The sequence below is a fragment of the Oculatella sp. FACHB-28 genome, from assembly GCF_014696015.1.
Lineage (GTDB): Bacteria > Cyanobacteriota > Cyanobacteriia > Elainellales > Elainellaceae > JAAUTN01.
This window is the reverse complement of the sequence record NZ_JACJPJ010000026.1, coordinates 1-26547: the sequence shown is the minus strand read 5'-3', so window position 1 is coordinate 26547 and position 26547 is coordinate 1. Positions and strand designations below refer to the sequence as shown.

Annotated in this window: 25 protein-coding genes and 3 pseudogenes; 16 read left to right on the top strand and 12 right to left on the bottom strand. The window is 47.9% G+C overall.

Annotated elements, in window-relative coordinates:
- Positions 1 to 193: 193 nt before the first annotated feature.
- Positions 194 to 451: a hypothetical protein gene (locus H6F88_RS01615; RefSeq protein WP_190641004.1), complete on the bottom strand. Its 258-nt coding sequence runs from the start codon at positions 449 to 451 to the stop codon at positions 194 to 196.
- 21 nt (positions 452 to 472) lie between these two features.
- Between H6F88_RS01615 and H6F88_RS01610 the strand changes: the two genes are divergently transcribed.
- Positions 473 to 808, top strand: coding sequence for a hypothetical protein (locus H6F88_RS01610; RefSeq protein ID WP_190641003.1), 336 nt, complete (start codon positions 473 to 475; stop codon positions 806 to 808).
- A 25-nt stretch (positions 809 to 833) separates the two neighbouring features.
- Here the strand turns inward: H6F88_RS01610 and H6F88_RS01605 are convergent, their stop codons facing one another.
- The gene (locus H6F88_RS01605) at positions 834 to 2498 is read right to left on the bottom strand and encodes a deoxyribodipyrimidine photo-lyase (RefSeq protein ID WP_347277651.1); all 1665 of its coding nucleotides are present in this window, start codon (positions 2496 to 2498) and stop codon (positions 834 to 836) included.
- Positions 2499 to 2683: 185 nt separating this feature from the next.
- Here H6F88_RS01605 and H6F88_RS01600 point away from each other — a divergent pair, with 185 nt between their 5' ends.
- Complete coding sequence (locus H6F88_RS01600; RefSeq protein WP_190641002.1) at positions 2684 to 2845, top strand: hypothetical protein; 162 nt, start codon at positions 2684 to 2686, stop codon at positions 2843 to 2845.
- Positions 2846 to 2879: 34 nt separating this feature from the next.
- Here the strand turns inward: H6F88_RS01600 and H6F88_RS33020 are convergent, their stop codons facing one another.
- From H6F88_RS33020 to H6F88_RS01590, 3 genes are all read right to left on the bottom strand, one after another.
- Positions 2880 to 3053 (bottom strand): hypothetical protein, encoded by a 174-nt coding sequence (locus H6F88_RS33020; protein ID WP_242050349.1) that lies wholly within the window; start codon positions 3051 to 3053, stop codon positions 2880 to 2882.
- Complete coding sequence (locus H6F88_RS01595) at positions 3031 to 3480, bottom strand: IS6 family transposase (RefSeq protein WP_347277650.1); 450 nt, start codon at positions 3478 to 3480, stop codon at positions 3031 to 3033. Before H6F88_RS01595 ends, H6F88_RS33020 begins: the two co-directional genes overlap by 23 nt.
- A 67-nt stretch (positions 3481 to 3547) precedes the next feature.
- The gene (locus H6F88_RS01590; RefSeq protein WP_190641001.1) at positions 3548 to 4240 is read right to left on the bottom strand and encodes an IS6 family transposase; all 693 of its coding nucleotides are present in this window, start codon (positions 4238 to 4240) and stop codon (positions 3548 to 3550) included.
- A 171-nt stretch (positions 4241 to 4411) separates the two neighbouring features.
- On the opposite strand from H6F88_RS01590, the gene H6F88_RS34265 reads away from it, so the two are divergent.
- Positions 4412 to 4714: a transposase gene (locus tag H6F88_RS34265; protein ID WP_199333402.1), complete on the top strand. Its 303-nt coding sequence runs from the start codon at positions 4412 to 4414 to the stop codon at positions 4712 to 4714.
- 68 nt (positions 4715 to 4782) lie between these two features.
- Here H6F88_RS34265 and H6F88_RS01580 read toward each other — a convergent pair whose 3' ends face one another.
- Both H6F88_RS01580 and H6F88_RS01575 read right to left on the bottom strand, forming a co-directional pair.
- A complete protein-coding gene (locus tag H6F88_RS01580) occupies positions 4783 to 5427 on the bottom strand; it encodes a response regulator transcription factor (protein WP_190641000.1) in 645 nt (214 codons plus the stop codon).
- On the bottom strand, positions 5405 to 6667 hold the full coding sequence (locus tag H6F88_RS01575; RefSeq protein WP_199313840.1) for a sensor histidine kinase: 1263 nt from the start codon (positions 6665 to 6667) through the stop codon (positions 5405 to 5407). Before H6F88_RS01575 ends, H6F88_RS01580 begins: the two co-directional genes overlap by 23 nt.
- Before the next feature lie 92 nt (positions 6668 to 6759).
- Between H6F88_RS01575 and H6F88_RS01570 the strand changes: the two genes are divergently transcribed.
- From H6F88_RS01570 to H6F88_RS34260, 7 genes and pseudogenes are all read left to right on the top strand, one after another.
- Positions 6760 to 7416, top strand: a complete 657-nt coding sequence (locus H6F88_RS01570) for a TMEM175 family protein (protein WP_190640999.1) — start codon at positions 6760 to 6762, stop codon at positions 7414 to 7416.
- An 86-nt stretch (positions 7417 to 7502) separates the two neighbouring features.
- On the top strand, positions 7503 to 8675 hold the full coding sequence (locus H6F88_RS01565; RefSeq protein WP_190640998.1) for an ABC exporter membrane fusion protein: 1173 nt from the start codon (positions 7503 to 7505) through the stop codon (positions 8673 to 8675).
- Between the two features lie 86 nt (positions 8676 to 8761).
- Positions 8762 to 8962: pseudogene (locus H6F88_RS01560) on the top strand (response regulator transcription factor); the annotation flags it as partial.
- A gap of 20 nt (positions 8963 to 8982) precedes the next feature.
- A complete protein-coding gene (gene devC / locus H6F88_RS01555; protein ID WP_190640996.1) occupies positions 8983 to 10149 on the top strand; it encodes an ABC transporter permease DevC in 1167 nt (388 codons plus the stop codon).
- A 20-nt stretch (positions 10150 to 10169) separates the two neighbouring features.
- Positions 10170 to 10835: a GAP family protein gene (locus H6F88_RS01550; RefSeq protein ID WP_190640995.1), complete on the top strand. Its 666-nt coding sequence runs from the start codon at positions 10170 to 10172 to the stop codon at positions 10833 to 10835.
- A gap of 29 nt (positions 10836 to 10864) precedes the next feature.
- Positions 10865 to 11605 (top strand): DevA family ABC transporter ATP-binding protein, encoded by a 741-nt coding sequence (locus tag H6F88_RS01545; RefSeq protein WP_190640994.1) that lies wholly within the window; start codon positions 10865 to 10867, stop codon positions 11603 to 11605.
- A gap of 185 nt (positions 11606 to 11790) precedes the next feature.
- Positions 11791 to 12051 (top strand): annotated as a pseudogene (locus H6F88_RS34260) (IS6 family transposase); the annotation flags it as partial.
- A 16-nt stretch (positions 12052 to 12067) separates the two neighbouring features.
- On the opposite strand, the gene H6F88_RS01540 reads toward H6F88_RS34260, so the two are convergent.
- Positions 12068 to 13330 carry a Na/Pi symporter gene (locus H6F88_RS01540; protein WP_190640993.1) on the bottom strand — a complete coding sequence of 421 codons (1263 nt, stop codon included), beginning with the start codon at positions 13328 to 13330 and terminating at the stop codon, positions 12068 to 12070.
- Between the two features lie 316 nt (positions 13331 to 13646).
- Between H6F88_RS01540 and H6F88_RS01535 the strand changes: the two are divergent.
- Together H6F88_RS01535 and H6F88_RS01530 are read left to right on the top strand one after the other, a co-directional pair.
- Positions 13647 to 14360 (top strand): annotated as a pseudogene (locus tag H6F88_RS01535) (IS6 family transposase).
- A 574-nt stretch (positions 14361 to 14934) separates the two neighbouring features.
- Complete coding sequence (locus H6F88_RS01530) at positions 14935 to 15573, top strand: LysE family translocator (protein ID WP_190640992.1); 639 nt, start codon at positions 14935 to 14937, stop codon at positions 15571 to 15573.
- Positions 15574 to 16037: 464 nt separating this feature from the next.
- Here the strand turns inward: H6F88_RS01530 and H6F88_RS01525 are convergent, their stop codons facing one another.
- Complete coding sequence (locus H6F88_RS01525; protein ID WP_190640991.1) at positions 16038 to 16685, bottom strand: response regulator; 648 nt, start codon at positions 16683 to 16685, stop codon at positions 16038 to 16040.
- Between the two features lie 66 nt (positions 16686 to 16751).
- On the bottom strand, positions 16752 to 17171 hold the full coding sequence (locus H6F88_RS01520) for a response regulator (protein ID WP_190640990.1): 420 nt from the start codon (positions 17169 to 17171) through the stop codon (positions 16752 to 16754).
- A gap of 217 nt (positions 17172 to 17388) precedes the next feature.
- On the opposite strand from H6F88_RS01520, the gene H6F88_RS01515 reads away from it, so the two are divergent.
- Together H6F88_RS01515 and H6F88_RS01510 are read left to right on the top strand one after the other, a co-directional pair.
- On the top strand, positions 17389 to 17931 hold the full coding sequence (locus tag H6F88_RS01515; protein WP_190640989.1) for a hypothetical protein: 543 nt from the start codon (positions 17389 to 17391) through the stop codon (positions 17929 to 17931).
- A 180-nt stretch (positions 17932 to 18111) separates the two neighbouring features.
- Positions 18112 to 18393: a hypothetical protein gene (locus tag H6F88_RS01510; protein WP_190640988.1), complete on the top strand. Its 282-nt coding sequence runs from the start codon at positions 18112 to 18114 to the stop codon at positions 18391 to 18393.
- A 27-nt stretch (positions 18394 to 18420) separates the two neighbouring features.
- Here the strand turns inward: H6F88_RS01510 and H6F88_RS01505 are convergent, their stop codons facing one another.
- Positions 18421 to 18618, bottom strand: a complete 198-nt coding sequence (locus H6F88_RS01505) for a hypothetical protein (RefSeq protein WP_190796426.1) — start codon at positions 18616 to 18618, stop codon at positions 18421 to 18423.
- Between the two features lie 822 nt (positions 18619 to 19440).
- Here H6F88_RS01505 and H6F88_RS01500 point away from each other — a divergent pair.
- Positions 19441 to 23385, top strand: coding sequence for a glycerophosphodiester phosphodiesterase family protein (locus H6F88_RS01500; RefSeq protein WP_190640986.1), 3945 nt, complete (start codon positions 19441 to 19443; stop codon positions 23383 to 23385).
- A 533-nt stretch (positions 23386 to 23918) separates the two neighbouring features.
- Here H6F88_RS01500 and H6F88_RS01495 read toward each other — a convergent pair.
- The gene (locus tag H6F88_RS01495) at positions 23919 to 24308 is read right to left on the bottom strand and encodes an IS1 family transposase (RefSeq protein WP_190640985.1); all 390 of its coding nucleotides are present in this window, start codon (positions 24306 to 24308) and stop codon (positions 23919 to 23921) included.
- Between the two features lie 200 nt (positions 24309 to 24508).
- Between H6F88_RS01495 and H6F88_RS33805 the strand changes: the two genes are divergently transcribed.
- Positions 24509 to 26194, top strand: a complete 1686-nt coding sequence (locus tag H6F88_RS33805; protein ID WP_190640984.1) for a calcium-binding protein — start codon at positions 24509 to 24511, stop codon at positions 26192 to 26194.
- Positions 26195 to 26547 lie beyond the last annotated feature (353 nt).

The window sequence follows — 26547 nt, the reverse complement described above, 5'->3', positions numbered from 1 at the left end:
GCGATTGCGTTGTTATGGTACTACGCCAGTACAGGGACAGAATGAGTAGTAATCTGTTTGACCCATACTGCCTCGGTCTGATAAAACGGCGCTACGTCAAACCGCTGCCAAAGTAGGTGGGTCAGTTAACAGGTGCAAAAAATCAAAGTCACGTTGGATAAGCGGTATTACAAAGTTTGACGCAAACGCGGATTTAGAGGATATCCGTCTCCCGTTGGTCTGACTTTGGCGCTGCGGTTACACCATGCTCGGTGATGAGGTAATCGGTATCTGCTGTATCGAGCATAATCTTCACCGCTCCAGCCTCAGCGCCATCAGCCGGCTCTAATTCACCATCAGAACTATTGTCCCGCTCAAGGGCGGCGATCGCCTCCGGGTCGCCCTGCTGTGCCAACAGAGTCAGCAGGTTAATGACGGTCTGGTTAACGGATTTGGATATTGGTTCTGACATGATTCAACCTCCGTGCAGTAATTGACCCAAGATTCTACTGCATCGCTGCATCATTGCCCATACTTTTCAACCCACAGGCGATCTCCAGGAGGTGAAGGTTCTTATGACGCTCGCATCAGTCCAAAACCTGATTATGAGGTGTTGCCTAGAATGACCATTTTTGTCATGGCGATCGCCCGTGAAACGACAGCACCGCAAACAAAGCCACCCCGTACACAAGGCGTTGTGGGTCAATTCGCTTGGACTTGTCTGCATCGCTCGTCCGTTCGTATCTGCAATCGACAGAACCGGTTGAGTGGTGATGCGTGTCAGAACATCGAAGCTCTCCTCAAGATTGACACGCATCACCCACCGTAGTGAGCATCACATCATCCAGAGCACACTACAGGAGATTAAACTGCATCACTCCTGTCGTCTGCTGGCTGGCACGCTCGACTGGAGACGAGGTAACTGGTGCAACAAACCAGCTTCTCAAAATCGCGGCTTGCTCCCCATTAAGGGTGGTTAAGTCGATCGCAAGCGGAAATAGGTGATGATTATCTCCGCTTGCCCAAACTACATCACAAACAACCCGCCCAGAGGAGGCGAGGCCATCGCTGCCAAACGGCACCAAGCTAGCGGGGAGAGGCGCAAGATGCGGCATGATATCGGACTGCTCAACGAACACCTGTCGCTGGCGCTGAAGTTGCTTAACGCGCTGCGCTCGTGCCTGCTTATAGTCGAGGATAGGGGCAGGATAACCCTTGGTGGTTGGGGGTGAGCCAAGCTGATTCGGGCGCAGATGCCGCAGTTCGGGCACCCATCGCTTGATGAACTGTCCTTGTGGGTCAAAGCGATCCACCGCAGCTTGACCGGGATTGTAGATGCGCGTCCAACTCTTGTCGACCGCTGAGGTAATTCCAGCCTGCATCGCCCACTGGTAATGATCGATTGGACAATCACCGTCGATGAGATGTCGCATAAAGTGCAATGCCCCGTAGCGCCAGTCCATGCCCAGCAGGTTGCTCAAGAAGCTGGCATAGCAGGCACGAGTGCGAAAGTTGAACGCTTGCCAGCCTCCAGTCGCTAATAGGCAGCGAGCGGCAGCATCGACGATTGGAAAACCCGTTTGCCCCTGCTGCCACGCTTGGTACAAATTTTCATCGAAGGCGAAGCCCTCTTCGTCGAAGTGACGGTAGAGCGACCTGACCTCCATCTGCGGCAGGTAGCGAAAGCGCTGAGCAAAACCACTGTTCCAACGCAGCCGTGAAACAAACTGCTGGCGGCTGCGCTGGACTCGCTCATCCGGTGATGCTTTCAGTTGTTGGGCGGCTTGATAGCATTCGCGCAAGGAGATGACGCCAAACTTGAGGTGCGGGCTGAGTCCGCTGGTGGCATGGGCGCTGGGGTAGGATAGCTGCCAGTAGTAGCGCTGCGTCTTCTGCTCCAGGAAGCGAGCGAGCAGCTTGGATGCAACCTGTGTACCCGCAGGAGGGATGGGCTTGCCGTCATCGACCAGTCCCAAGTCGGTCAGTGTAGGGAGTGGTTCACTGGGCACATCGGGCGGCACATCGACACAAGTCGGTGTGGAGACGAGCGCCTCGCTCATCTGCTCGGACCACAACTGCCGATATTGACCAGTGGTCACGAGTTCTGCGGTTGTGCCCGCTGACTCAAACCAGCGAATCTTCAGGTTTTGTTCAGCGAGAGCACAATTGAGGCGAGCATCGCGCACCCGACCGTACAGGCGCTCGAAGTCGATGTGAGCATAGATGCCGTCTGCTTGCGTGTCGTGAATCAGTTGCGGCAGCACCTTAACTGGATCGCCAAAGCGCAGGATCAACCGCCCGCCGCGATCGCGCAAATCTTGGTCAAGCGATTGCAAGCACTTCAGCATGAAGGCGACACGTGCGGGTGCAGTTTCGGGGTGATGCAGCAGGGCGCGATCGAACACGAAGACAGGAATCACCCTTCCTCGGCGGGCGGCTCGCGCTAAGGGAGCATGGTCAGACAGGCGCAGGTCGCGGCGAAACCAGACAATCGTGCAGTTGCTCACAGTCTTTGTCACTAGTACACTTGTTTCAGCCTAGCAAGTGACGGACCCGAGTAGGAGCGCTGGTTGTATCTGAAGCACCCTCACCCAAGGCAGCCTAGATCTGGCTACTTCGTTTCGTTAGCGCCGTAACAACTGGCACAGCGATTGAGGGGGCGCTGCGATCCGATTGAATCTGTGCCAGTCAGCGCAGGATGAGGATGACTACCCGATCAAGTCTGCTCCTGAGTCTGCCGTGGACTCGTCACAATCATTGGTGCGTCAGTGGCAACTACGACAAAGACCAGTCTGCCATCGACGGTAGCAAGGGTTTCACAGCTACAGACGATATCATCAACTTAATCGAAGAAATTGAAGAATAAGCACGATAATTCTTGGCAAGTTGGAATGGCAGGATTATGCGGTAGATTTCAAGCCAACAATCTCTTGCCAATCTTCAATTCGTTGGCGCAGCTGTTCACGATAGCGATGAGCAGTCAGCTGATGTTGCTTTGGGTGGAAGTGGTCTCGAATCGGTTCAAAGGCGGCAAGAAATCGTTGCGCTTGCTCAGGTGACTTGAACCTCCTCATGCGTCGCTCCCGTGTTCGTGTCGGCTGATGCGAGTTCTCTGCAAGGGTTATTTAACCCCTTGTGCTGTCGGTGCTCTACGCGCTTGAGCATCCCATTCTTGGCAGCTTCGTAGCTTCTCAACTTGTCGCTTACGATCGCCCGTAGACCAAAGCCTTGCTGCTCCAGGAGCTTGTGGAAAAATCGCTTGGCTGCCTTTTTGTCTCGATGCTGCTGCATCAAAACATCGAGCACGTTGCCCTCTGAATCTACTGCACGCCACAAGTAATACTGCTGTCCTTTGATCGTGATCACGACCTCATCGAGATGCCGCTTATCCGTGAGATACGGACGTTTGCCCCGTACCTGCTTGGCGTATTGCTGCCCAAACTTATGACACCATTTCCGGCTTGATTCATAGCTCACCTCAATGCCACGATAGAGCGGCACTATCAACTTAACCGGGAATATTTAAAATTAAGCACGTAATTCCCCTAATCGTCAGTCTCGCTCAAGTTTACGCAGCCTCTTTCACACAGGTGATTTCCCACCAATCGTCAAAGCGTTGGCGCAGTTGTTCTCGATATCGTTTCGCACTCAGTTCGTGTTGTTTGGGATGAAAGTGTGCACGAATCGGGTCAAAAGTAGAAAGAAATCGTTGCGCTTGTCCTGGAGATTTGAAGCGTCGCATTCGTCGCTCCCGCACTCGGGTCGGTTGATGCGAGTTCTCGGCTCGATTGTTCAATCTCTTGTGCTGTCGATGCTCTACACTCGGCATCACCTGTTTCTTCGCCGCTTCGTAACTCTTCAGCTTGTCGCTCACCATTACCCGTGGCACAAAGCCCTGTTTCTTCAGCAGCTTGCGGAAGAACCGCTTCGCTGCCTCTGTGTCCCGATGACGTTGCAGTAAGACCTCTAGCACGTTTCCCTCACTATCCACTGCCCGCCACAGATAATATTGCTGTTTTTTGACCGTCACCACCATCTCATCGAGGTGCCATTTGTCGGTGACGTAAGAACGCTTGCGCCGCACCTGATTCGCGTATTGCTGCCCAAACTTCTGGCACCATTCCCGAATCGTTTCGTAGGTTACCTCAATGCCCCGATACAGCATCATTTCCTCGATATCTCGGTAGCTCAAAGGAAAGGTGTAATACAGCCAGACGCAATAACTAATAATCTCGCCGGGAAATCGATGACGGGAGTACATGAGCAAGATGTTACGAACGGCGTGAGATCAGTACGATTATTCTACCTTTGGGTCAAGTTGACAGTGCCCCTGAGAGCATCGTCCCAAATGCTGGTGCGCTTTGTTGGGCAACGTCCAGTTAGTGAGATGACTTGCCAGTTCTTGGAGTGGGTGACGATTTAAGTGAGTGCGATGGGCAAACGAGTTATGCCCTTGATTTGGGATAATGCAACATGGCATTTATCCAAACAAGTGAAGCAATGGATTCGTAATCACAATCGTCAAGTGAAGCAAACCGGAATTGGAGTGCGATTAATTGTTTGTAAGCTTCCCGTCAAGAGTCCTTGGTTGAATGCAATTGAACCTAAATGGATTCAGGCGAAACGAGCGATTGTCGAACCCCAACATAAGTTGAACGCACAGGAATTAAAGACCAGAATATGTGATTATTTTGGTTGTCCTCTGTTAGACCCGCTCGCAAAAAAGGTCTCCTGAAGATGCACTAAGGATCGTAAATTTAATAAAACCCCGAATTCTTGGCTTTGGCGAAGGAACCATCTGCACTAGCTAAGGCGATCGCGGTCTAAATTTTCGCTTGCCCAAAGTGCGGCTTGAGTGCGATCGCTTACGTTCAACTCGCTAAGAATCCGACTAATGTAATTTCTGACCGTTCCCTCAGTGATATGCAAGGTTTTAGCAATTTCACGATTCGTCTTTCCCTGCCCCAACAGTTTCAAGACATCCAACTCTCGATCACTCAGCGTTAGATTAACTGGGGTGGCACTAACAGGCGGTTGCAGTTGGGCAAGGACTTTGGCTGCGATCGTTGGTCCGAGCTGACTGTGTCCTCTGTGAATCGTGCGGATGGCATCTGCCACCTGCCCAGAGGGGGTGTTTTTAAGCAAATATCCAGTCGCCCCTGCCTGCAATAATTTCCACACATAGTCATCTTCGTCAAACGTGGTTAGCACAAGAATGCGAATCCAGGGATAGCTGCGGAGAATTTCATGGGTTGCTGTGACTCCATCGCAATTGGGCATCCGAATATCCATCAAAATCACATCCGGCTGAAGCTTTCCGGTCAGATCGATCGCCACTCTCCCATCCATTGCCTGCCCGACAACTTCGATGTCTGCCTCTAGTGACAACAACGCAACTAACCCTTCTCGAAAAAAGGATTGATCATCAACGACGAGCACTCGAATCATAAGGAATAACAATTTTGATTTGCGTTCCCTGTTCGGAACTTGTACTAATTTTAAGGGTTCCACCCAAGAGTTCTACCCGTTCCTGCATTCCTGGTAAACCACAGCCGGTTAATGGCTGTTCCGGGTCAAATCCCTGACCGTCATCTTGCAGCGTCACAACAATCGTGTTTAAGTCAACCATTCCCCGCAACTTCACTTGAGCTGCCTTGGCGTGCTTTTGAATGTTAATCAAGCCTTCTTTCAAAATGCAGTAAAGCTGATAACTCGATTGCAGGGAGAGGGCAGGCAAGCTTAAATTAATCTGAGTCGCAATTCCCTGCTGGCGTATCTGCTCAACTTGCTCACGTAGCGCCTCATCTAGATTGAAGCCTGACTGCCAGCGCATCGTTTGTACCAGTTGCCGCACATCTTCGAGGCATTGGCTTGCTAATAAGGCGGCATTGTCTACCGAGTGAAAGGACTTGGCTAAATCACGATCGCGCAATTTCTGAGCAACTTCCAGTTGTACTCCCAATGAGGTGAGAGTATGCCCTAAGGAATCATGAATTTCACGCGCAATCCGCAGACGTTCTAGTTTGGCACCCAACACTTCAACCTCCTGGGATAATGCTTCTGCCTGCTGGCGGCTTTCGCGTTCTGCCACGATGACAAAGCCAAGGAGAACAACAAAAATGCTGGCGCTGGCGTAGTAAAGCAACGCATGTAGCAGTGTGATGGACAAACTAGACTGCAAAGTGACACTATCAAACTCTGGGAGTTTTCGTTGAATTAGTGACGGATATAGCCAGGCAAAACTAGCCAACCAGACCACTCCACCCATAATATTGGTCAAAATAACTTCGCGGCGGCTCAATAAGAAACACGCCTTGATCAGTAGTAGATAAAGTACAAAACTAAGTTCGACTCCAGAGGCGATCGCAACGCCCGTTAACCCCACTTCCAGCGCAACATAAGCGCGGCGCGGCCCAAGCGGGCGATCGAGCGGCAAGATAAAGCTGAGACAGAAAAAGAGCGTGCTAAACGCGATACATTTGACGATTAGCTCAGGTGTGGAGGCTTCATCAAGCACATAAATCAAGATTGTCATCAGTAGCAGGAGCCATTCGCCAAAGCGCAGTGTCCGACGGAGTGATGGAGAGGAGCCAGCGTCTAGATTCATTGAATAGATTAACCATCCTGTTCTATCTAGTTTGCGCGATCGCCTGCCAATCTGGGTATGACACCTATCAAGGTTAGACATGACAAGTGTCATCCGTTTCAATGATAGCTATAGGTATCAGAAACGCTACGGATGGATTTAGATGGTCTGTAGATGAATCATCCTAACCAGCCATGCAGCCAGACTACTCAAATTCTCAAACTGCCATTCACTCTTTAGCAAGGCTGAGCGATTGTGTTTATGCCCTGGCGATGGCAATCACCTTCATGGAGTTTAGACTGCCAGAAACCGTTCAATTACTGTCAAGTTTGGAAGTCAACCAATTTCTGATTGGACAGCTTAAGTCTCTTGGCATCTACGTCATCACTTTTATTCTGGTTGCTTTTTACTGGATCAACCACACTCAACAGTTTAATTACTTCAAGCGGACTAATGAAACTCACTCATTGATCTATACCTTGTACTTGATGAGTTTATTGGTGATTCCGTTCTCAAATGATTTGGTCTTTAGGCTATCCAGCAATCCGTTCGCCAAGATCTGGTTTAGTGCCAATATTTGCCTGATTGGTTTTCTCTCATTCACAAGCTGGATCTATGCAACTCACCAACGTCGTTTAGTGGATAGAGACTTAGATCATCGAATCATTCGATCAATTCAAGTGAAAGCATTGATCGAACCTATCTGTGCCTTGGTGTCAATTCCAGTTGCACTGGTTAGCCCAGATTTGTCAGATTTGGTCTGGTTGTTAATTCCAGTTGTCTTTCTAGTTGTGAATAAGGCTCTCAAGAAAACTTTTGAACCTGGTGCAATACCAGTTTCCACTCAATGAGTTGAGTAATTGCCTCAAGCTTGTTGCTTAATTTGAAATGTCAAATTTCATCGTCTCCGCTATCCGATACCACTTGCGTGATCACCATGAATTTACAGTTACTATCCAAACCATCTAATCATTGGATGCTTGCCTTGATCGTTGTTGCATCTACTGCTACAGCAGGAATTGCTTACTATGGCATTTCGCAATTTGTTGTAGAGAAGCCAGCAGAGAACACTCAGATTACCCCAACGATTCAATCTATTGTGGCGCTGGGTCGGTTGGAGCCTGAAACTGAGGTGACAAAAGTGTCAGTTCCAGCCACGCTGAGTAACGATCGCGTGGCTCAACTGCTTGTCAAACGGGGCGATCGAGTCCAAGCTAATCAAGTAATTGCGATTCTAGACAGCTACGATCGGTTACAAGGCGCTCTCCTAGAAGCCGAACAACAAGTTGCCGTTGCCCAAGCAGAGCTTGCTCAGGTTAGAGCTGGGGCAAAATCGGGTGAAATTGAAGCACAACAAGCAGAGATTGGGCGTTTGCAAGCGGAATTAGCAGGTGAAACTCGGCGACAGCAAGCGACCTTAGCAAGTTTAGAGGCTGAGGTTAATAATGCCCGCTCTGAATACAACCGCTATCAATCGCTCTATCAGGAAGGAGCAATCTCTGCATCTCAATTTGACCAGAGGCGATTAGCTTTCCAAAAAGCGCAAGCGCAGTTCAATGAGGGCAAAGCAAATCAAAGCCGAACGACTGATACATTGCAAGCGCAGATTGAGTCAGCTAGAGCTAACCTGAATCGCATTGCCGAAGTGCGCCCAATCGATGTGCAGACTGCACAGGCAAAAGTGGAGCAAGCGATCGCCGTAGCTCAACGAGCAAAAGCGGATTTGAGACAAGCAGAGGTGCGATCGCCCCAAGCAGGACAAATTCTGGAAATCTATGCCAAGGCGGGGGAAGTGGTTAATGAAAAAGGCATTGCCGATCTGGGGCAAACCCGCCAAATGCGAGTAGTTGCCGAAGTTTATCAAAGTGACATCAAAGAAATTCGCATCGGGCAACAGGCAGTGATTACAGGTGAACCTTTCTCTGGAGAATTGCGTGGCACAGTCGAGGAAATTGGGCTGCAAGTGAGTCAGCAGGAGATCTTCAACAATCAGCCGGGAGAGAACCTGGATCAGCGGGTGGTGAAAGTCAGAATTCGTTTGAATGCAGCCGGCAGCGATCAAGTCTCAGGGCTAACGAATTTGCAAGTGCAGGTTGCCATTCAACCCTAAAGCGCTCATATTCTCGTTGGCAACTCATCGGTTGATTCACACCTTACCCTAACTGGGCAAAGAAGATGATGCAGACATTGTACACAACCAATCTAGAGGGACTTTCAACCTGTGAAATGGAAGTTCTCAAGTTACTCATTGAAGGACAAAGTAATACTGAAATTGCTGAGGTGTTGTATGTCAGTCCTAATACTGTCAAAACGCATGTCAGAGGTATTTTCAACAAATTTGGAGTCGATAATCGCGTTCAAGCAGTTGTTTTTGCTCTCCGTCATGGTTTGGTCTAAAGCGTAGAAAAGAGTCACCTATGTTGCGTAACCTATTTCGTAAAACACCTCTGGCATGGTTTCAGCTAAAACGGGAAAAAACCCGTCTTGCGGTGGCTTTAGCGGGAATTGCCTTCGCCGATATTTTGATGTTTTTTCAATTGGGATTGCTCGATGCCCTGTTTGAGTCTGTCGTGAAACCCTACACCTCGCTGCAAGGAGATCTGTTTCTGATTAATCCGTTGTTTGAGAGCCTAAATGTAGTCAGAAGCTTTCCCAGACAGCAACTATATCAGGCAGCAGGAGCTAAAGAAGTTGAATCGATTAACTATCTCTATATTGGTCAGGGCGAGTGGCGCAATGCTCAAACTCGAAAGAATCAGCCCACCATGGTGTTTGCGATTAATCCTCATAACTCAGCGATCACCCTGCCAGATGTACAAGCACACCAGAATGAATTGAAGTTGCTGAACCGAATGCTCTACGATCGCGCTGGTGCGGAACAGTTTTTTGGCAATGTAGTTGAAGAACTTCAGCAGTCCGGCTCGGTGCCAATTCAATTTAATAACTTTCAAGTCGAGGTCGTTGGAACGTTTGTCATGGGAGCATCATTCGCTGCCAATGGGAATGTCATTACGAGTCATTCAACTTTCCTTCGGCTCTTTCCAGCCCGCCAGCCCGATGAAATTGATATTGGAGCCATCCAGTTGAAACCGGGCACCGATGTTGAGCAATTTAAGGCTGCAATGCAATCGGAGCTTAAAGGTGTTCTAATTCTGACGCATGAAGAGTTTATTGCACACGAAAAGAAATATTGGGAAACCACTAGTCCGATCGGGATTTTGTTTGGATTTGGCGCAATCATTGGTTTTATCGTTGGCACCATTATCGTCTATCAAATTCTCTACTCTGATGTATCAGACCATTTGCCAGAATATGCCACGTTGAAAGCAATGGGCTATAGCGACGGTTACTTGATTGGCGTACTCATCCAGGAAGCGCTGATTATGGCAGTTCTAGGATTTATTCCAGGATTTATCATTTCGGTCGGGCTGTATTCGGTCGCGGCCGCTGCCACTTTTCTACCGATTGGTATGACACTCAGCCGCGCGATGCTTGTGTTGACCTTGACGATTGTTATGTGTGCAGCATCAGGAGGAATTGCAATGCGTAAACTGCAGTCTGCTGATCCGGCTGATATTTTCTAGTTCTTACCTGGTGTAATTAGATGCCATCCTTACTTGCTTATCTTGTTGCAATCGCGGCACTAGACAGCCTCAACCCTACTACTACAGCGGTCCAAATGTATCTGCTCAGTACTCCTAACCCAGCTCCTCGCTCAGTTTCATTTATTGCGGGAGTATTTATCACTTATTGGACAGCTGGATTGGTAGTGGCGTTTGGAGCAAGTCGGTTGACCATCAATTTACCAGGTTTGCCACCTTCACTAATGTACACGTTGCAACTGATCATTGGCATCGTTCTACTCCTGGTGGGCTGGAACCTTAGAAATGCTGCTGATTCCCAAAAAGCTAAACGCCCTGCTCAATTAACGATCGCTCAAACCTTCCTATTTGGTAGCGCTGCAACGCTTTGGGATTTCCCAACTGCACTGCCTTACTTAGCGGCGATCGAGCGCATTGTGCGATCGCAGTTTGATCTCTTAACCACAATGAGTATTCTGGCAATCTACAACGCGATCTTTGTCTTCCCGCTCATTGCTCTCTTAGGACTCTATATCGGACTGGGCGAACATAGTCTTAATTTGATCCAGGCGATTAATCGATCAGTGCAGAAATGGGGACACAAAATATTGCGATTCCTACTCATTGGCTTAGGTATCCTCCTGATTGTAGACTGCATTGCTTTTGCTTTAGGTCGTCCATTTTTTTGATCGCTTACACACATATAAGAACAAAAGCAATGATTCAAACTTGGCCGTTCGATCAATCTTACTCGACAGTAGCAGAACCAGTTATTTCTGCCCGGCAGCTTAATCACTACTTTGGCAGCGGCGAACTCCGCAAACAAGCCTTGTTTAACATCAATTTAGATATTTATGCAGGTGAAATCATTATCATGACGGGTCCCTCTGGCTCTGGCAAAACAACGCTGCTAACACTGATGGGTGGATTGCGCTCGGCTCAAGAAGGCAGCCTCAAGATTCTCGGTCAAGAATTGCACGATGCCAGCAAACAACAGTTGACTCAACTTCGTCGCAACATTGGCTATATTTTTCAGGCACATAATCTATTGACCTTTCTAACGGCTAAACAAAATGTGCGGATGTCACTGGAACTGCATGAGAAAATGTTCGATCGCGACGTTGATGGAATGAGCGTTGCCATGCTAGAAGCAGTAGGGCTACAACAACGGGTAGACTATTATGCTGATAGCCTGTCGGGCGGGCAAAAACAGCGAGTGGCGATCGCCCGTGCCTTGGTGAGTCAACCCAAGATCGTCCTAGCCGACGAACCGACAGCAGCACTTGATAAAAAATCAGGTCGCGATGCTGTAGAAATTATGCAAAAACTTGCTAAAGAGCAGAGCTGCACCATCTTATTAGTCACGCACGACAACCGAATTTTAGACATCGCCGATCGCATTGTCTACATGGAAGATGGTCGCTTGGCGGCTAACCCAGAGGTTGTGTTGCAAAAATGAGAAGGTAGGAAGGCTCAATTTTCGGTTGTGTCGCAAAAACCAGTCAATGGTAAAGTAAGCAGACTCAAACTTTCCTCCTTGCCCTCCGATGTCGAAACTGTCAGAACTGAGTACTCAAATTGAGGGTAGAAGCCCCTGCCTGATAAACTAGCTTCTGCCCTCAACTTCCGTTCAGTCCGCCTTCGATGAACTGTCCTCACTGCAGCTCGACTCACACTACTCGATTGCAACGCACCACTGATTTAGGTTACGCAATGTTTCGCTGCAAGGCGTGCTATCGCACCTGCAATGAACGCACCGGTACCCCTTTCAATTTCATCGAGGTGCCCCCCGATATCGTGTTCCAAGTGCTGCTCTGTCGGTTCCGTTACAAGCTGAGCTTTAGAGACATTGCCGAATTCTTCCTACTGCGCGGGTTGGAGTTCACGCATGAAACAGTACGAGAGGTTCTGTAGAAGCAAATTAGCGAGAAACAGAGGTAGGTTGCAATGTCTCTGTATTAGCTTGATGTTTTTCGGTTTGTCGCTGCGCGCGCTCGCGATCAGCTTGAGTTTCAGGAACTAGCTTTGTGAGCAATCGAGCTACGATTGGCAAAAAACCTATCATTACAACAACACCGATAATATTAAACATCATTTGAGCATTTGCAATCTGCCGTCCCACATCGTCACCCGAAACCAACTGTGCAAGCTGTGCAAGCTGGGATGCAAACAAGATGCCCAACGTAGCGCTGACGAGATTAAACAGCAGGTGAAACAATCCAGTTCGTAGCGCGTAGCTACCTCGTCCAATCGTCGCAACCAGCGTATCGGCACAAGTGCCAATTTCTGCGCCCAACATAATTGCAATCCCAGCGGCCAACCCGATTAAGTTGGAACCAGCAAGGGTGACAACAATCGCTACAGTCGCTGAAGAAGATTGAACAATAACGGTAAAAATTGCCCCCACTAATGCACCAAGCAACGGATTTTCACCTAATCGCTCCATCAGGTTTAGAAACGGCTCATATTCGCGAAACGGTTCCATTGCAGAATCGATCGCTTCCAGTCCATAAAACATCAGCCCAAAGCCTAGCAAAACAATGCCGATCGCTTTCCAGCGTTCAGTCCTGCCTACGAAAAACACCAGCAGTCCTGCAAACATCAAAATAGGAACGTATAGCTCAATATTGAGCGAAATGATTTGTGCGCCGACAGCAGTACCGATGTTTGAGCCCAAGACAACACCTAGAGACTGCACAAAGGTAAGAATTCCCGCACTCACCATTGCAATTACAAGAATAATTGTGACTGATGAAGACTCTAGAAAAGTTGTTGCTACAATTCCAGTTGTGACCCCAGCAAAGCGGTTTGTTGTAAACTTGCTCAGTAGGTTTTTCATCCTTGCTTCGCCCACATCCTCCAGCCCTTCCGCTAATCGAGTAACTCCATAGATAAATAGCACTAAGCCAGCGATCGCTCCCATTGCAATTCTAAAGAAATCAACTGATTTTTCCTCTTCCTCTCCCTCCTCGGTCAGCGGAGGCTCAGAGGGTGCAGAAGCGATTAAATCCGCAGAGATAAAATCGCTTGGGAGAGATTGAACACTAGCGTGAACTATAGTTGATGCGTTGAAAAACGGGAGCTGACGCATAAATGCAGGCGGACTAACAAACAGCGTAACCGTAAATAGCGTGACGCTTAAATAGGCAAGCAGCTTAGAATTCAACCGCCTTAAAATAAACATTATTAGTCCTCGTAAAAAGTTTTGCCGCTTCAGACTGTGGAACTAAAAATGAGCAATATCCAGTTGTGTTTACTACGAACAAAGATAGTTTTAATATTTTGATTCGCATCTCTTCTGAAAGACGTATTTGTTTCAAGTAAAAGCATTTTTTTGAGAAGATTTCTTTTACTCCCAAACTTTAATGTCTTCTAAATCTATACTTAATCCTTGGTTATTTATATCCTGCTTGACTAACAAAATTATGGAGTTGGGGGATTGCTGGTTCTGTTGCAAAAAATGATAGAGTTTGAGCCTATTGAGAGAAAATTGACGTTCCGTGGTTGATCCTAAAGCTCCGTTCAAATGGCGACAATACCAGTCCAATATCATCCTGCTGAATGTGCGCTGGTATTGTCGCTATTCCTTAAGCTACCGGGATTTAGAGGAGATGATGGCGGAGCGCGGCGTGACAGTAGATCACACGACAATTTATCGGTGGGTGCAGGATTATGCACCCGAACTCGACAAACGCATTCGTCCCTTTCTCAATCCCGCGAATGATTCCTGGCGGATGGATGAAACGTACATCAAAATCAAAGGAGAGTGGAAATACTTGTAGCGAGCAGTGGATGCGGAGGGCAATCCCTTGGATTTTATGCCCAGTGCGAAGCGAGACGGGAAAGCAGCGGCACGATTTTTCCGTAAAGTGTTGAAAGCCAAGCACACTCAAACTCCACGGGTGATCACCGTCGATAAGAATGCTGCCTATCCCGTTGCGATGGATGAATTGAAGCAAGATAAAACGTTAAAAGCCGAGACCGAATTGCGGCAAAGCAAATATTTGAACAACATGATTGAGCAAGACCACCGCAACGTGAAGCGGATTGTAAAACCAATGATGGGATTTCAGTCGTTCAACACAGCGAGAAGAACATTGAGAGGAATCGAAGCAATGGCGATGATTCACAAAGGGCAAGCGAAGGAGGTTAACCAAGGGGACAGCGTATCTCAAGTAGAGTTTATCAATGAAATTTTCGGAGTGATTGCTTAAACAACACGAACGAGACCAACTCGTTTGTCACTTTAAAGTCTTTGCAACGGAACCATAATTCTTGCGACAGAACCACCGGAACGGGAGGTAATAGTTGTCATTACTACTGGAGCGCTGTCAGCCACAAATGGTGCAGGCTTATTCACCCGTTGGGGTGTGTCTCTCACAATCCGCTCATCCTACAACTAATTTAGGACTGTTATATGAGCACTCTGTAGTTTTGTACAATTACAAACTCAGTTTTACTCAGTTAAGTCAGCAGAAAACTCCAATAACTTAGCACAGCCATTATCGGTACTGTTTGATTAACATACAAATATCTGCAAGTAAGTAGGGCAATTAAATTGAAGATGACGTAGGTTGGATTAAAGCAGGGAACCAACGGTTGCAAGGGTCGCGCTGTCGTTAGCCCATTCTACAGTCAACTTTTTAAACATTCTTTAAAGCAGACCTGAGGCTTTATGTTATCCATTTGCTCATTCCGCTGATTTATTGCTCATCTACAGGTACAAAGCTTAATCCATACAGCCTCAAAAAACATTGATATGAGCATTTACCGAGTTAAGGAAAGGAAATGATTGACCCCACTAGACTCATAACCTATCTAACTGCAGTCATCGCTTTAATCTCCACTCCCGGTCCCGGACAAACCCTTGTGGTGACGCAGAGCATTGCTGGCGGTCATAAAGCAGGCATTTTGACCAGCCTTGGACTGAGTGCTGGCACATTAGTACACACTTCAGCAGCGACTCTTGGCTTGTCAACCATCGTCGCAGAATCTGCGATCGCCTTTACGGTAATTAAGTACTTTGGCGCAATCTATTTAGTCTATCTTGGTGTCAAAGCAATCCTTGTTCAAGAAGATCGTTTATCAGAGTCGAGAGTAACCCTGGCAACGCTGACTGAAAATAGACGCATCTTTACAACGGCTCTAGTGATAAGTGTTTTAAACCCTAAAGAGATACTATTTTTTCTGGCGTTTCTACCTCAGTTCATTGATCCAAGCAAGGGGTCTGTCGCACTTCAGTTTCTTCTACTGGGTTTCATTCTTGCGGTAGTAGGAGTGATATTGGAGTTTCTGTTGATCTTAGCCACCTGTACATTTATGCGGAGACTGATACAAAATACTCAGTTTGCTGCATGGAGGCAACGCATTACTGGAATAGTCTTCGTTGGGCTTGGTATTCATCTTGCCTTGGCAAGTCAGAAGTAGAAGCTACGCTAAATCGGGTTGTGTCGCAAACATGAGAAGGTAGGAAGGCTCAATTTTCTCTGACCTTACCCTAAATGGGTATTGTCAACTTAAGTCTGAGCAAGAGATAAAATATAAAATCTGCCTTGCCTGTCTATTCTGCTGTACAGTGCCAAATTAAATGACATCGAGACAAATTTGTGTCGTCGAGCAACATCTCCCCTGTTGCAGGATTACAGGGAGAAGTTGCTCAGTGGACTAGCATCTGTCCATCAGCATTGCCAATCTGACTTGAGTCCAAAAAGCAGACCAGCTTTAGCTTTACTTTTTCAACGACACTAATGTGTCTCCACGTCAAATAAAAAGTCACTGTACACTTAGTAAGCAGAACAAATGGGCGATCGCTTCATCGGAGATCTCGAAAGGCGTTCCTAAAAAAGGCTCTCATGAAACCTGGCTCTGAGGACTGACAGATAAAGTTTTAACTATTGTTGTACGTTTTTACAAAACATGGCGCAGCTTTCAAATTCGTGGCGTATATCCCATGTTTTACGAACATGCCTCATTCTGGGCAGTTGTATAAAGCTTTTGCGCCATGAATTTGATAGTGAGACTTGATATGTACTAAGGGAACAAAAATAATAAACCCTTGTGTCGCACGGGTTATACGCTTGTGATGCCGCGCCACGAATCTGAAAGATACGCCATTTTCTGTAAAAGCGTACACAAATCTTGCTAGCCGCCATCTCCAGCACAGCTTGTAGCAATTCATCCAGGTCAGCGGGTTTGGCGATATGCTGCCCACACCCTGCTGCAATTGCTTGCAGCCGATCTGATTCTTTGGCATTAGCTGTTAGTGCGATCGCAGGCACCTGCCCTCCTTGCTGGGCCGTCAACGCTCTAATGCGGCGGATTAACGTGTAACCATCTTCGTCAGGCATACTTACATCACTAACTAAAATGTCTGGTCGCCACTCCAGAACTGCCTGGAATGCGTCACTCGCAGAGCTAGCTGCTGCTACCTCTGCACCGTAAGTCTCAAATAGGAAGACGAGGAATTGAAGGCTGTCACCATCGTCATCTACAACCAACACCTTGAGACCATCTAACCTAAGATCACCCTTGGGAGACATGGATCAGGAACCTTGACAGAATTTGTAGGGAAAATTCGATATTCCCACAAAAGGCTTTACTTTCCGTCACTGTCGCCCAACAAGCTTGAGAATTTCTTGAACTAACTCATCAGCGTCTAAAGGCTTGGACATAAAATACTGAAAGCCTGCGTCTAATGCGTTTTCAGCGTTGGACTCCCTGGTGTAGGACGTTACCGCAATGGCTGGAAGTTCACCCCAAGTGCCCTCCAGCTGCCTGATCTGTTCAATCAGCCAACGTCCATCCTTCTGGGGAAGTCTGACATTGCTGACCAAGATGTCTGGTCGCCGCTGTCCTAATTCTCCCAGAGCTTCAAGGGCAGACCTAGCAAGGATAACCTCAGCTCCAGACTCTTGGAGAATGAACGTAAAAAGCTCAGCAATATCAGGCTCATCCTCAACGAGAAGCACTGTCAGCCCTGCTAAAGGCGCTAGAGAGGAAGAAGACTTGTTTTCTGTGTTTTGCATAGCCGTAGTAGAGAACACAATTGCCTTCATCAAGGCTGATCAGGCGGCTTTTATGTTCTCCCATAAGGCAGGAATGTACTCCAATGGGTGAACCCCTGGAAAAGACTCTACCCAAAGATGTAAGCTCTTGTACGATACAGCACTTAGATTAAGTACGAAAGCCTATCTACTACTCACTCTGAGGACTGAGCAGCAGCCAAGACTAAAAAGCAATCGTATGACGGATGGAACTACAAATAGAGAGCCAGAACCCGAAAACCAAGTTTCCTATCATGGGTATCTTTTGAAAGCTACTCAAAACCGAGAAACAAAGGTCTGGACGGTTAGCTACAACCTGGAGGGCAATCCCCCCTTCAACTCCAAAATCAAGTGGCAAAACCCCAAAGAAGCGAAGAATCTTGGCTTCTATCGACTCAACGATGAAATCGTGACTGGCGCAAGTAGTTTGCTTGAGCCACATGGTCTAAACTTCATTCCTCAAATTCACTGTTTTCTAGAGTATGGCGAGTTTAGAGTCGATTTGACTGAGGGCAACTGCAACGGCAAGAACAAAACGATCGAAGCGTATGATTTTGTCGTTCGCGTCAGTCCAGATTTAACTCATCTTGAAGAAGAGCAGTATTATCTCAGTTACCTGAATCGATACTTTACGATTGACCCCCAGCTAGCGATCGCAGGAATTCCAACCATCTTGAAACTACTTGAGGCTTGCAATCGACAAGTCAAATATCAATGCTCACTGATGTCGCTCACTCGCTGAAAGATTCTGCTTCGCGAGCCTTAGTACAGGGTGAGCGAGGTCCCTATGACGGGGATTGGATTTACTGGAGTCAATGAAATCAGCACACCTCCGACTATCAAACCAACAGTTGTCAAACTATTGGTTTGATAGTCAGGGAAGTGTCAATTATGTGGATTGTATTTTCAGTCAGAGGAGCTGATGAAAGTTCACCATGTGGACGGCAATTCAGCCAACTATCAACAGAACAATCTGGCGCTATTACATCGACATCGTCATGACCAATTGCACCGAAGTCTGCGTGACAAGCACCAGACGGTTGAGGAGCCGTGTGAGGTGCAAAATCTCAAGCACGGTTCTGAAGACCAGCGGAGTAGGCGACGCTCCGCTGAGTTTAACTCCATTGCTATACAAGGGCGAAGATACACGGGCGATCGAAATCTTTTATCCATATCAACCGGCGAAGATTCGCCTACCGAATGAAGAGAGCATGTTTTATGCGGAGAAGCTTTACCGGAAATGGCGAGGCTGATGAGCCAGTAGGGCTTCAGTAATTTGCTCAAAAATTGATCCAAATTGATCTTTCGCACGCTCAAACTCTGGTACTTGCCAATCTGGTACTAAAGCGTCATCTAGTTGCTTCGCATCTATTAAACCGGCACTCATTGATCTTGCATTTTTCAGGCTGAAATCTTTGCAGATAGCCACTCTGCTTTAGCGACTTACATTGCTGGGTTAATAGATAGGCGGGACAGCGGACTTCAAGTTGCAATGCCTTCACCTACGGCATCCTACCCTAATCCCTCTTCTGTCACTCTCACTGGAGGATAGCTGAAATGAGGTAAATTCGTTGTGATTAGCTTGAATGAATTCAGCTAAACCGCACATCAACAGCACAAGAATTTATCCTCTTCTCAGAGTGGCAGAAGAGGATAAATTCTCAGCCTAAATCAAGCTCTGCTTCCCTCCTAGCCACCGTTCCAGGTTCACCCCGTTTTGTCAGTTAAGCAGCTCACTCAACTAGAACTGGAAGCATGAGTCGCTGACGGACGAGTGAACTTTCTGTGCAATAGCGCAGTAAGTCTAGGGATGAGGGGTGCTACATCAGTTTTTGAGGTAACTATATGTTCTTTTAGAAGACCTTAAGTCAGTGTGTTTTAGAACACTTGAAAAGTTTGAGGATTTTTGCAGGCCTTGTAGATCTAATAGAACGAAATTAACCCAGAGAGTAACTTGTAATAGAAGATTTACGGAATTAACCTCAGGACATTGTTCTATTAAAGATCAATTAATGCCTTCTTAAGCTGAGAATGGCAGGGTTTTTGTGGGTATGAATTTTGCTTCGGTTGTATTACAACCCAGCTCATGTGATGCACTGCATTGCATATATGGGTTGCAATACTGCCTTGTTTTCGCATGTCTTCAAAACAACGTTAACCGTAATTGCAGCATTCATTTTGATGAAAAATTCTTCTGGATTTTTATCCATTAGCCACAGTATTTTCAGTATCTAAGGAGTCTTAGCAAGAGATGGCAGATTTTGACACAAACATTGAACCTGCTGAACTAGAAGGATTTGCTTCTTTGCCTGCTGATACTTTCGCAGAGGGACCTGAAACGGGTGAAGGTATTTCAGGAAATGGTCGAACTGGTCCTTTTGAAGGCCCTCCTATTCAAGGTTTTAGCGGTGTGCAGTTTGTTCCTGGTGGCGACGGTTCCACCTATTGGTTCCTCTCGGACAACGGCTTTGGCTCCAAGTTCAACAGTTCCGACTATTTACTCCGCATCTATCAGGTTGATCCTAACTTCGCGGGTTCTGAAGGGGGCGATCGCAGCGTTGAGGTGCAAGGGTTTGTTCAATTTAGTGATCCAAACAACCTAATTCCATTTGACATTCAAAATGAGGGAACGAGCGATCGCCTGCTCACGGGTTCCGACTTTGATGTCGAGTCTCTGGTGATTGATGGCAATGGCGAGCTCTGGATTGGAGACGAATTTGGTCCCTACATCCTGCACTTTGATGCCACGGGCAAACTGCTGGAAGCTCCCATTCCAACGCCTAACGTCAACACCGTCAATACGCTCGATAACACCCTCAACACGCTCAACGGTCAAGATCCGCTTGTCATCGGACACCGGGGCGCAAGTGGCGAATTACCTGAGCACACCCTAGAGGCATACAGACTAGCCATCACTCGTGGTGCTGACTTCATCGAGCCTGACCTGGTATCCACCAAAGACGGCGTATTAATCGCTCGCCACGAGCCAATCCTGGGTGGCACCACCGATGTTGCCAGTCGTCCCGAATTTGTCGATCGCAGACGTGATGGAGTCATTGACGGCGTTCTGTATGAGGACGAATTCTTTGCCTCCGACTTTACTCTGGAGGAAATCAAGACCCTGCGGGCGATCATGCCTCAGGACTACCGCACCGATGTCTTCGATGGCGTGTTCCAGATCCCGACCTTTGAAGAAGTGATCAACCTGGTCAAACAGATTGAGGTAGACACGGGTAAAAAGATTGGCATCTATCCCGAAACCAAGCACCCCACCTATCACGACGACCTGGGACTGTCTCTAGAAGAACCCCTGCTGGAAACTTTGGAGGAAACTGGCTTTACCGAGCCTGACCGCGTCTTCATCCAGTCCTTTGAAGTTTCCAATCTAAAGGAACTGAACACCAAGACAGACATTCCGCTGGTGCAGTTACTAGATGCTTATGACGTGGCTCTAGATGGTTCTCTCATTTATCAAGATGTCAATGCCCGTCCCTACGACTTTGCGGTCAATGGGGACAATCGCACTTATGGCGATCTGCAAACTCCAGCAGGACTGGCAGAAATTGCTGAATATGCTGACGGCATTGGACCCTGGAAGCGGATGATTGTTTCCGTCAAAGGCGTAGATGCTAACGGCGACGGTGTGGCTGACGACGTGAATGGTGATGGAGCCGTCAACGATGCAGATAAGACGACAACTACTCCCTCTAACCTGATTCCTGATGCCCATGCAGCAGGTCTGCTTGTTCATGCTTACACTTTCCGCGACGAGGATCGCTTCCTGGCTGCTGACTACCAGGGCAGTCCCAATGAGGAGTATGAGCAGTTCATCAACTTGGGCGTAGATGGTTATTTCACCGACTTTCCTGGTATAGGCGACCTGGTGCGCGATCAGATTACGGGTGAATTTGTGCGATCGCCTCAAAACCCAGACGTGCTTGCCACCACTGAATTTGACACACTGACGGGTGAAGCTCCGATCGTGATCGGTCACCGAGGCGCATCGGGACTACGGCCAGAGCATACTTTAGAAGCTTACAAGCTGGCGATCGCACAGGGATCTGACTTCATTGAGCCTGACCTGGTCGTTACCAAAGACGGTGCTTTGATTGCTCGGCATGAGCCAATGTTGGCAGTAGTAGCGCTCAACCCCGACGGTACAATTCAGCGCGATGCCAACGGCAACCCCGTGCTGAACACGACCGACACCAGCACTGACGTTTATCTGCGACCCAAATTTGCCGATCGTCTAACCGTGAAGAACCTGGACGGTCGCCTGGTCGGTGGCTGGTTTGCCGAAGACTTTACCCTGGCAGAAGTCAAGCAACTGAACGCGATCGAACGGCTTCCGGCTCTACGTAGCACTGCCTTCAACAACGATGGATTGAAGGTACCTACGTTGGCTGAGGTAATCGACCTGGTGCAAGAAGTTGAGGCTGAGACGGGTCGCCAGATCGGCATCTACCCCGAAACCAAGCACCCTACCTTCTTCCAGCAACAAGGTTACAACACCAGCGAAATTTTGGTAGACACTCTGGTGTCCGAAGGCTTCACCGACCCCAACCGGGTTTACATTCAGTCCTTTGAGGTGAGCAACCTGAAAGAACTGAACGACACAATCATGCCCGAAGTAGGTATCGACATTCCTCTGGTTCAGCTCTTTGGGAGTTCAGGTCAGCCCTACGACTTCGTAGTCAGCGGCGACACTCGCACCTACACCAACTTGTCTACTCCAGATGGATTGGCTGAAATTGCTGAATACGCGGCGGGGATCGGACCCAACAAGCAGCGCATTGTCCCCCTCTCTACGGTCGATGCAGATGGCGACGGTCAGCCCGATGACCTGAATGGCGACGGTGCTATCAGTGATGGCGATCGCGTCACAGGCACTCCCACCACTTTGATTCAAGATGCCCATGATGCCGGGTTGCTGGTTCACCTCTATACTCTGCGGAATGAGAGCTTCTTCCTGCCGGATAGCTATAACGGTGATCCGCTGAATGAATACGAACAGTTTATCGAACTAGGAGTAGACGGCTTCTTCACCGACTTCCCCGGTACTGGATTTACTGCCCGCAGCAACTTCATCGAAGAACCCGCAGTTTCTAACTTAGGCGGCTCTCGTGGCTTTGAAGGCATGGCCTTTAGCCCCGATCGCACCACCCTCTACCCCATGCTAGAAGGAACCGTAGTGGGTGATCCAACTGGCTCATTGCGGATCTATGAATTTGATGTTGCCAGCAGTTCCTTTGAGGGATTACTTGGACTCTATCAGCTAGAATCGCCCAACAATGCGATCGGTGACTTCACCCCTATTAATACCAACGAGTTTCTCGTAATTGAGCGAGATAACAATCAGGGAGCGACAGCCGGATTCAAGAAGATCTTCAAAGTTAATCTGTCTAAGGTTGACGACAAGAACTTTGTTAAGAAGGAAGAACTGGTTGACTTATTGAACATTAGCGATCCTAACGACCTAAATGGGGACGGCAGCACCACTTTCAACTTTCCCTTCCAGACCATTGAAGATGTCTTAGTGTTCGATTCGGATACCATCCTGGTAGCCAACGACAACAACTATCCCTTCTCCGTGGGCCGCGGCCCTGACATCGACAACAACGAGATTATCCAGCTCAAGCTAAACACCCCCCTGGATTTAGATCCTCGCCTGGGTGTTGCTGGACTCAACGCAGTCACAGAAACCCTCGACTTTGAAGGCGACGAACTGGCTGCTGGAACGGTCATCACCGATCAGTTTGCAGATTTGGGTCTTTCCCTCTCTTCTGACTCTGGCGATCTGATGCTCTTTGATTCTGAAAACCCCACGGGCGGCGATACTGACCTGGCTACACCAGACAAAGGTAATGTCCTGATCATCTCGGAAGACGGTAACTCTTCTAACCCGGATGACAACGGGGAAGGAGGCACGGTGAGCTTCCAATGGGATTCTTTAGTGGGTGTTGTGAGCGTGGGTCTACTCGACATTGAAGAAGCAGGTGGAACGGTTACACTCTATGACAGTGAGAGAACTGCAATCAAAACTATAGAGATTCCCCCACTTGAGAACAACAGCTTCCAGCAACTGTCTCTCAACGCAACTGGCGTGAGTGCTATGGATATCTTCCTGGTAGGAAGCGGAGCAATAACCGACCTTCAGTTTGTTTCCATCCCCAATGGAATCAGCTTGCCTGCATAAATAGGAATCCTTAAGTTGGGCTTTGCTTCTGCAATCCCCGATTTGTGCACAGTGACTTTTATTTGACGTGGGGAGACATTAGTGTCGTTAAAGCAGCGAAGCTAAATCTGGCTTGCTTTTTTGCCTCAAGCCAGATTAGCAATGCTGATGGACAGAGGCTAGTCCACTGAGCAAATTCTCCCTGTAATCCTGCAACAGAGGAGATTTTGCTCGACGACACTAATTTGTCTCAATGTCATTTAATGGCTCTTCCCAACTTTTGGCGAAGATGGATGCGATTGCGAATTTGAGCGATGTGGATTCTAGATTTAAGGCTACCTCAAGAACCTCGATCACTAAAAGTTGGGAAGAGCTCATTTAATTTGGCACTGTACAGTGAGTCCGAAAATACTTGGGGTTAATTGTTAAGAGACGATCTCTGAGTCCAAAAGCTTTCAAAAAGCTGTTGATAGGGGTAGTTATTGGAAGTGATCGCTCTGCTTCGTTTCGTGTTTCTATCTACTGATAAATTTTGCAGTTAAGCAACTGAATTGTCAGACAAACAGAGTACCCCTGTGGGTAATGACGAGATTGCATTCCTCGCGAAATGACCACAATTCATCCATTTGCACAACTAGTCGAGACGTTGTTTTGGCAACAACCTCTGCTCGCTGTGGTAGCTCAGCATGAACAGCATTCACGTACTGTTGCAACCAACTTTCCGACAACTGGAGCACCCGTGCAATACCTGCTAGTGAAATACGTTCCAGCAACATTCGATCAATCAAAGTATAGGTGTCCTTGTCTTTCGGTTTCCACGGAGGATTCTCCACAAACTGACGACCACAATCGCGACACTTGTAGTTCTGTTTTCCCCGACGAGTAGTGCCGTTTTTCATAATGTCATCGGAACCACAGGTGGGGCAGAGGAGATAAGGCTTCATGATGGATCAAATCTGTGAATCGGTGCATAATCACGGCTGACCTATAATAGCTACTCCTAATTTTCTCTACCCTTTATTAAAAAGCACTACCAACATCCTTAACCCGAACTGAGATTGTTGTTTAAATTCCATCACTATTTCTGGAAAAACAATTATGGATATGGTAATTATTCTTTCACGTACTACCCGTAAATACACGCATGGCAGTTTTCAACGGCGGTAATGGCAATGACTTTTTTGAGGGAGCCAATGAACCCGACACCCTCACGGGTAATGGGGGTAATGACACGTTGCTGGGAGGCGACAACTTCGACTGGATCGAAGGCAATGATGGCGACGACCAACTCGATGGGGGAAGCGGTGACGATACGATATCCGGAGGAAATGGGAGCGATAGTATCACAGGCGGCAGTGGCAACGACTTCATCTTTGGTGGAGTCGATGAAACCAATCAAGTTCCCCACTTGGGCAACGATACTATATTTGGGGGTGACGGCCAGGACCAGATTTTTGGCAGTAACGGCAATGATGTGATCTCCGGCGGCATTGGTAATGACGGTCTGTTTGGTGGATTTGGCAATGACACCATCGAGGGTGGTGAAGGAAATGATTATCTGTCCGGTGGCGCAGGAGTGAATCGCCTCACCGGTGGAAATGGTAATGATAGGTACCAAATCGAGAATCTGTTAGACCAAATTATTGAAACCGGAACAGTCGCAGATATCGACACCATTTTGTTTGATGTTGCGGGTGCTACGTCTTACACGTTAACTAGTGAATTTGAAAATCTCCAACTGCTACGCGGTCTGAATGGTACGGGAAATGCCCGAAACAATTTGATTTTTGGCAACGATGGGGCAAACACGCTTCAGGGGTTGGATGGAAACGACCAACTTTATGGAAGCACAGGAATCAATAATGTCCTTGATGGGAAGGATACATTGTTCGGTGGCAACAATAATGATGTCTTGCGCGGAGACAGGGGTCTTGATGTCCTGACAGGAGGAAGCGGGCGCGATTGCTTCGTTTTCAGCCAGCTAAATCAGGATGGAACCGACCAGATTACAGACCTTAATTCACGCGAGGATACGATCGCTCTCTATGCTGCTGACTCCATCTCTCCAGGGATGAATCCAGGTTATGCGGGTATGGGATTAACGATTAATTCCGTTCTTCGCCAAGATCAGTTTCGGATTGGCAATGGGGCTTTAGATGCCAGCGATCGCGTCATTTATCAATCCTCGACAGGCCGTCTTTTCTTCGATCCTGACGGAGTAGGCGGGCTAGCTCAAGTGCATATGGCGACCCTCACCCCAAATCTGACTCTGAGCCATCACAACCTCTTCGTATTCAGTCGCTACGACATTCTCGGATCGATTCCCCTACCTCCCCGCAGTAACGTCATTAACGGTACGAATGCTAGCGAAACGCTGCGGGGTAATGCTGCCGCCAATACGATCCGAGGGTTGGGTGGCAACGACGTGTTGCTAGGTAACCGTGGAAATGACAACTTGGATGGTGGAGTGGGTAACGATAGACTGCTAGGTGGAGCAGGTAACGATAGACTGCTAGGTGGAGCGGGTAACGATGCACTTGATGGTGCAGTCGGAAATGATGTGCTCCTAGGAGGATTAGGGGCAGATCGGCTCATTGGAGGTGCAGGAACCGATCGCTTTGTTTTAACTCGTCGTCAGGGGCGCGATACCATTGTCGATTTTCAAAATGGACGTGATCGCCTTGTATTGACAGGAGGCTTACGATTCCGCGATTTGCGAATTACTCAGGTCGGGAACAATACGCTAGTGCAAGTTGGAAATGAGTCTCTGGCTCTACTAACAGGTATTGCCACAACTCAAATTAATGCGGCTGACTTTGTCATTGGCTGATGGCAATCACTGCATAGTTACGGAGAATGATACTGATTCAAGGGATTTAGAACTGCGATTTTTTCAAGAAATCCCAGTTCTAGGGGTGATGAGGGCGTCGCTGCAACCAGGGGCAATTAGCCTGAAGTTCTTACTCTGCAATGGTTTTAGGATAGTTCACTTATACTAATAAAATGCAGAAATTCTACAATCTGTCACCACGATTCAAGGAATTTGTGTTGTTTCGGGCTTTAGTATGAGCGGCGTTGCTGCAAGGGTAATGCATAATTTGGCATTATAGAAGCATGAAATGTCCTCAATGTCATTCAACTCAAACTGCAAAGAACGGGCATCGTCGAGGGAGACAATGCTAC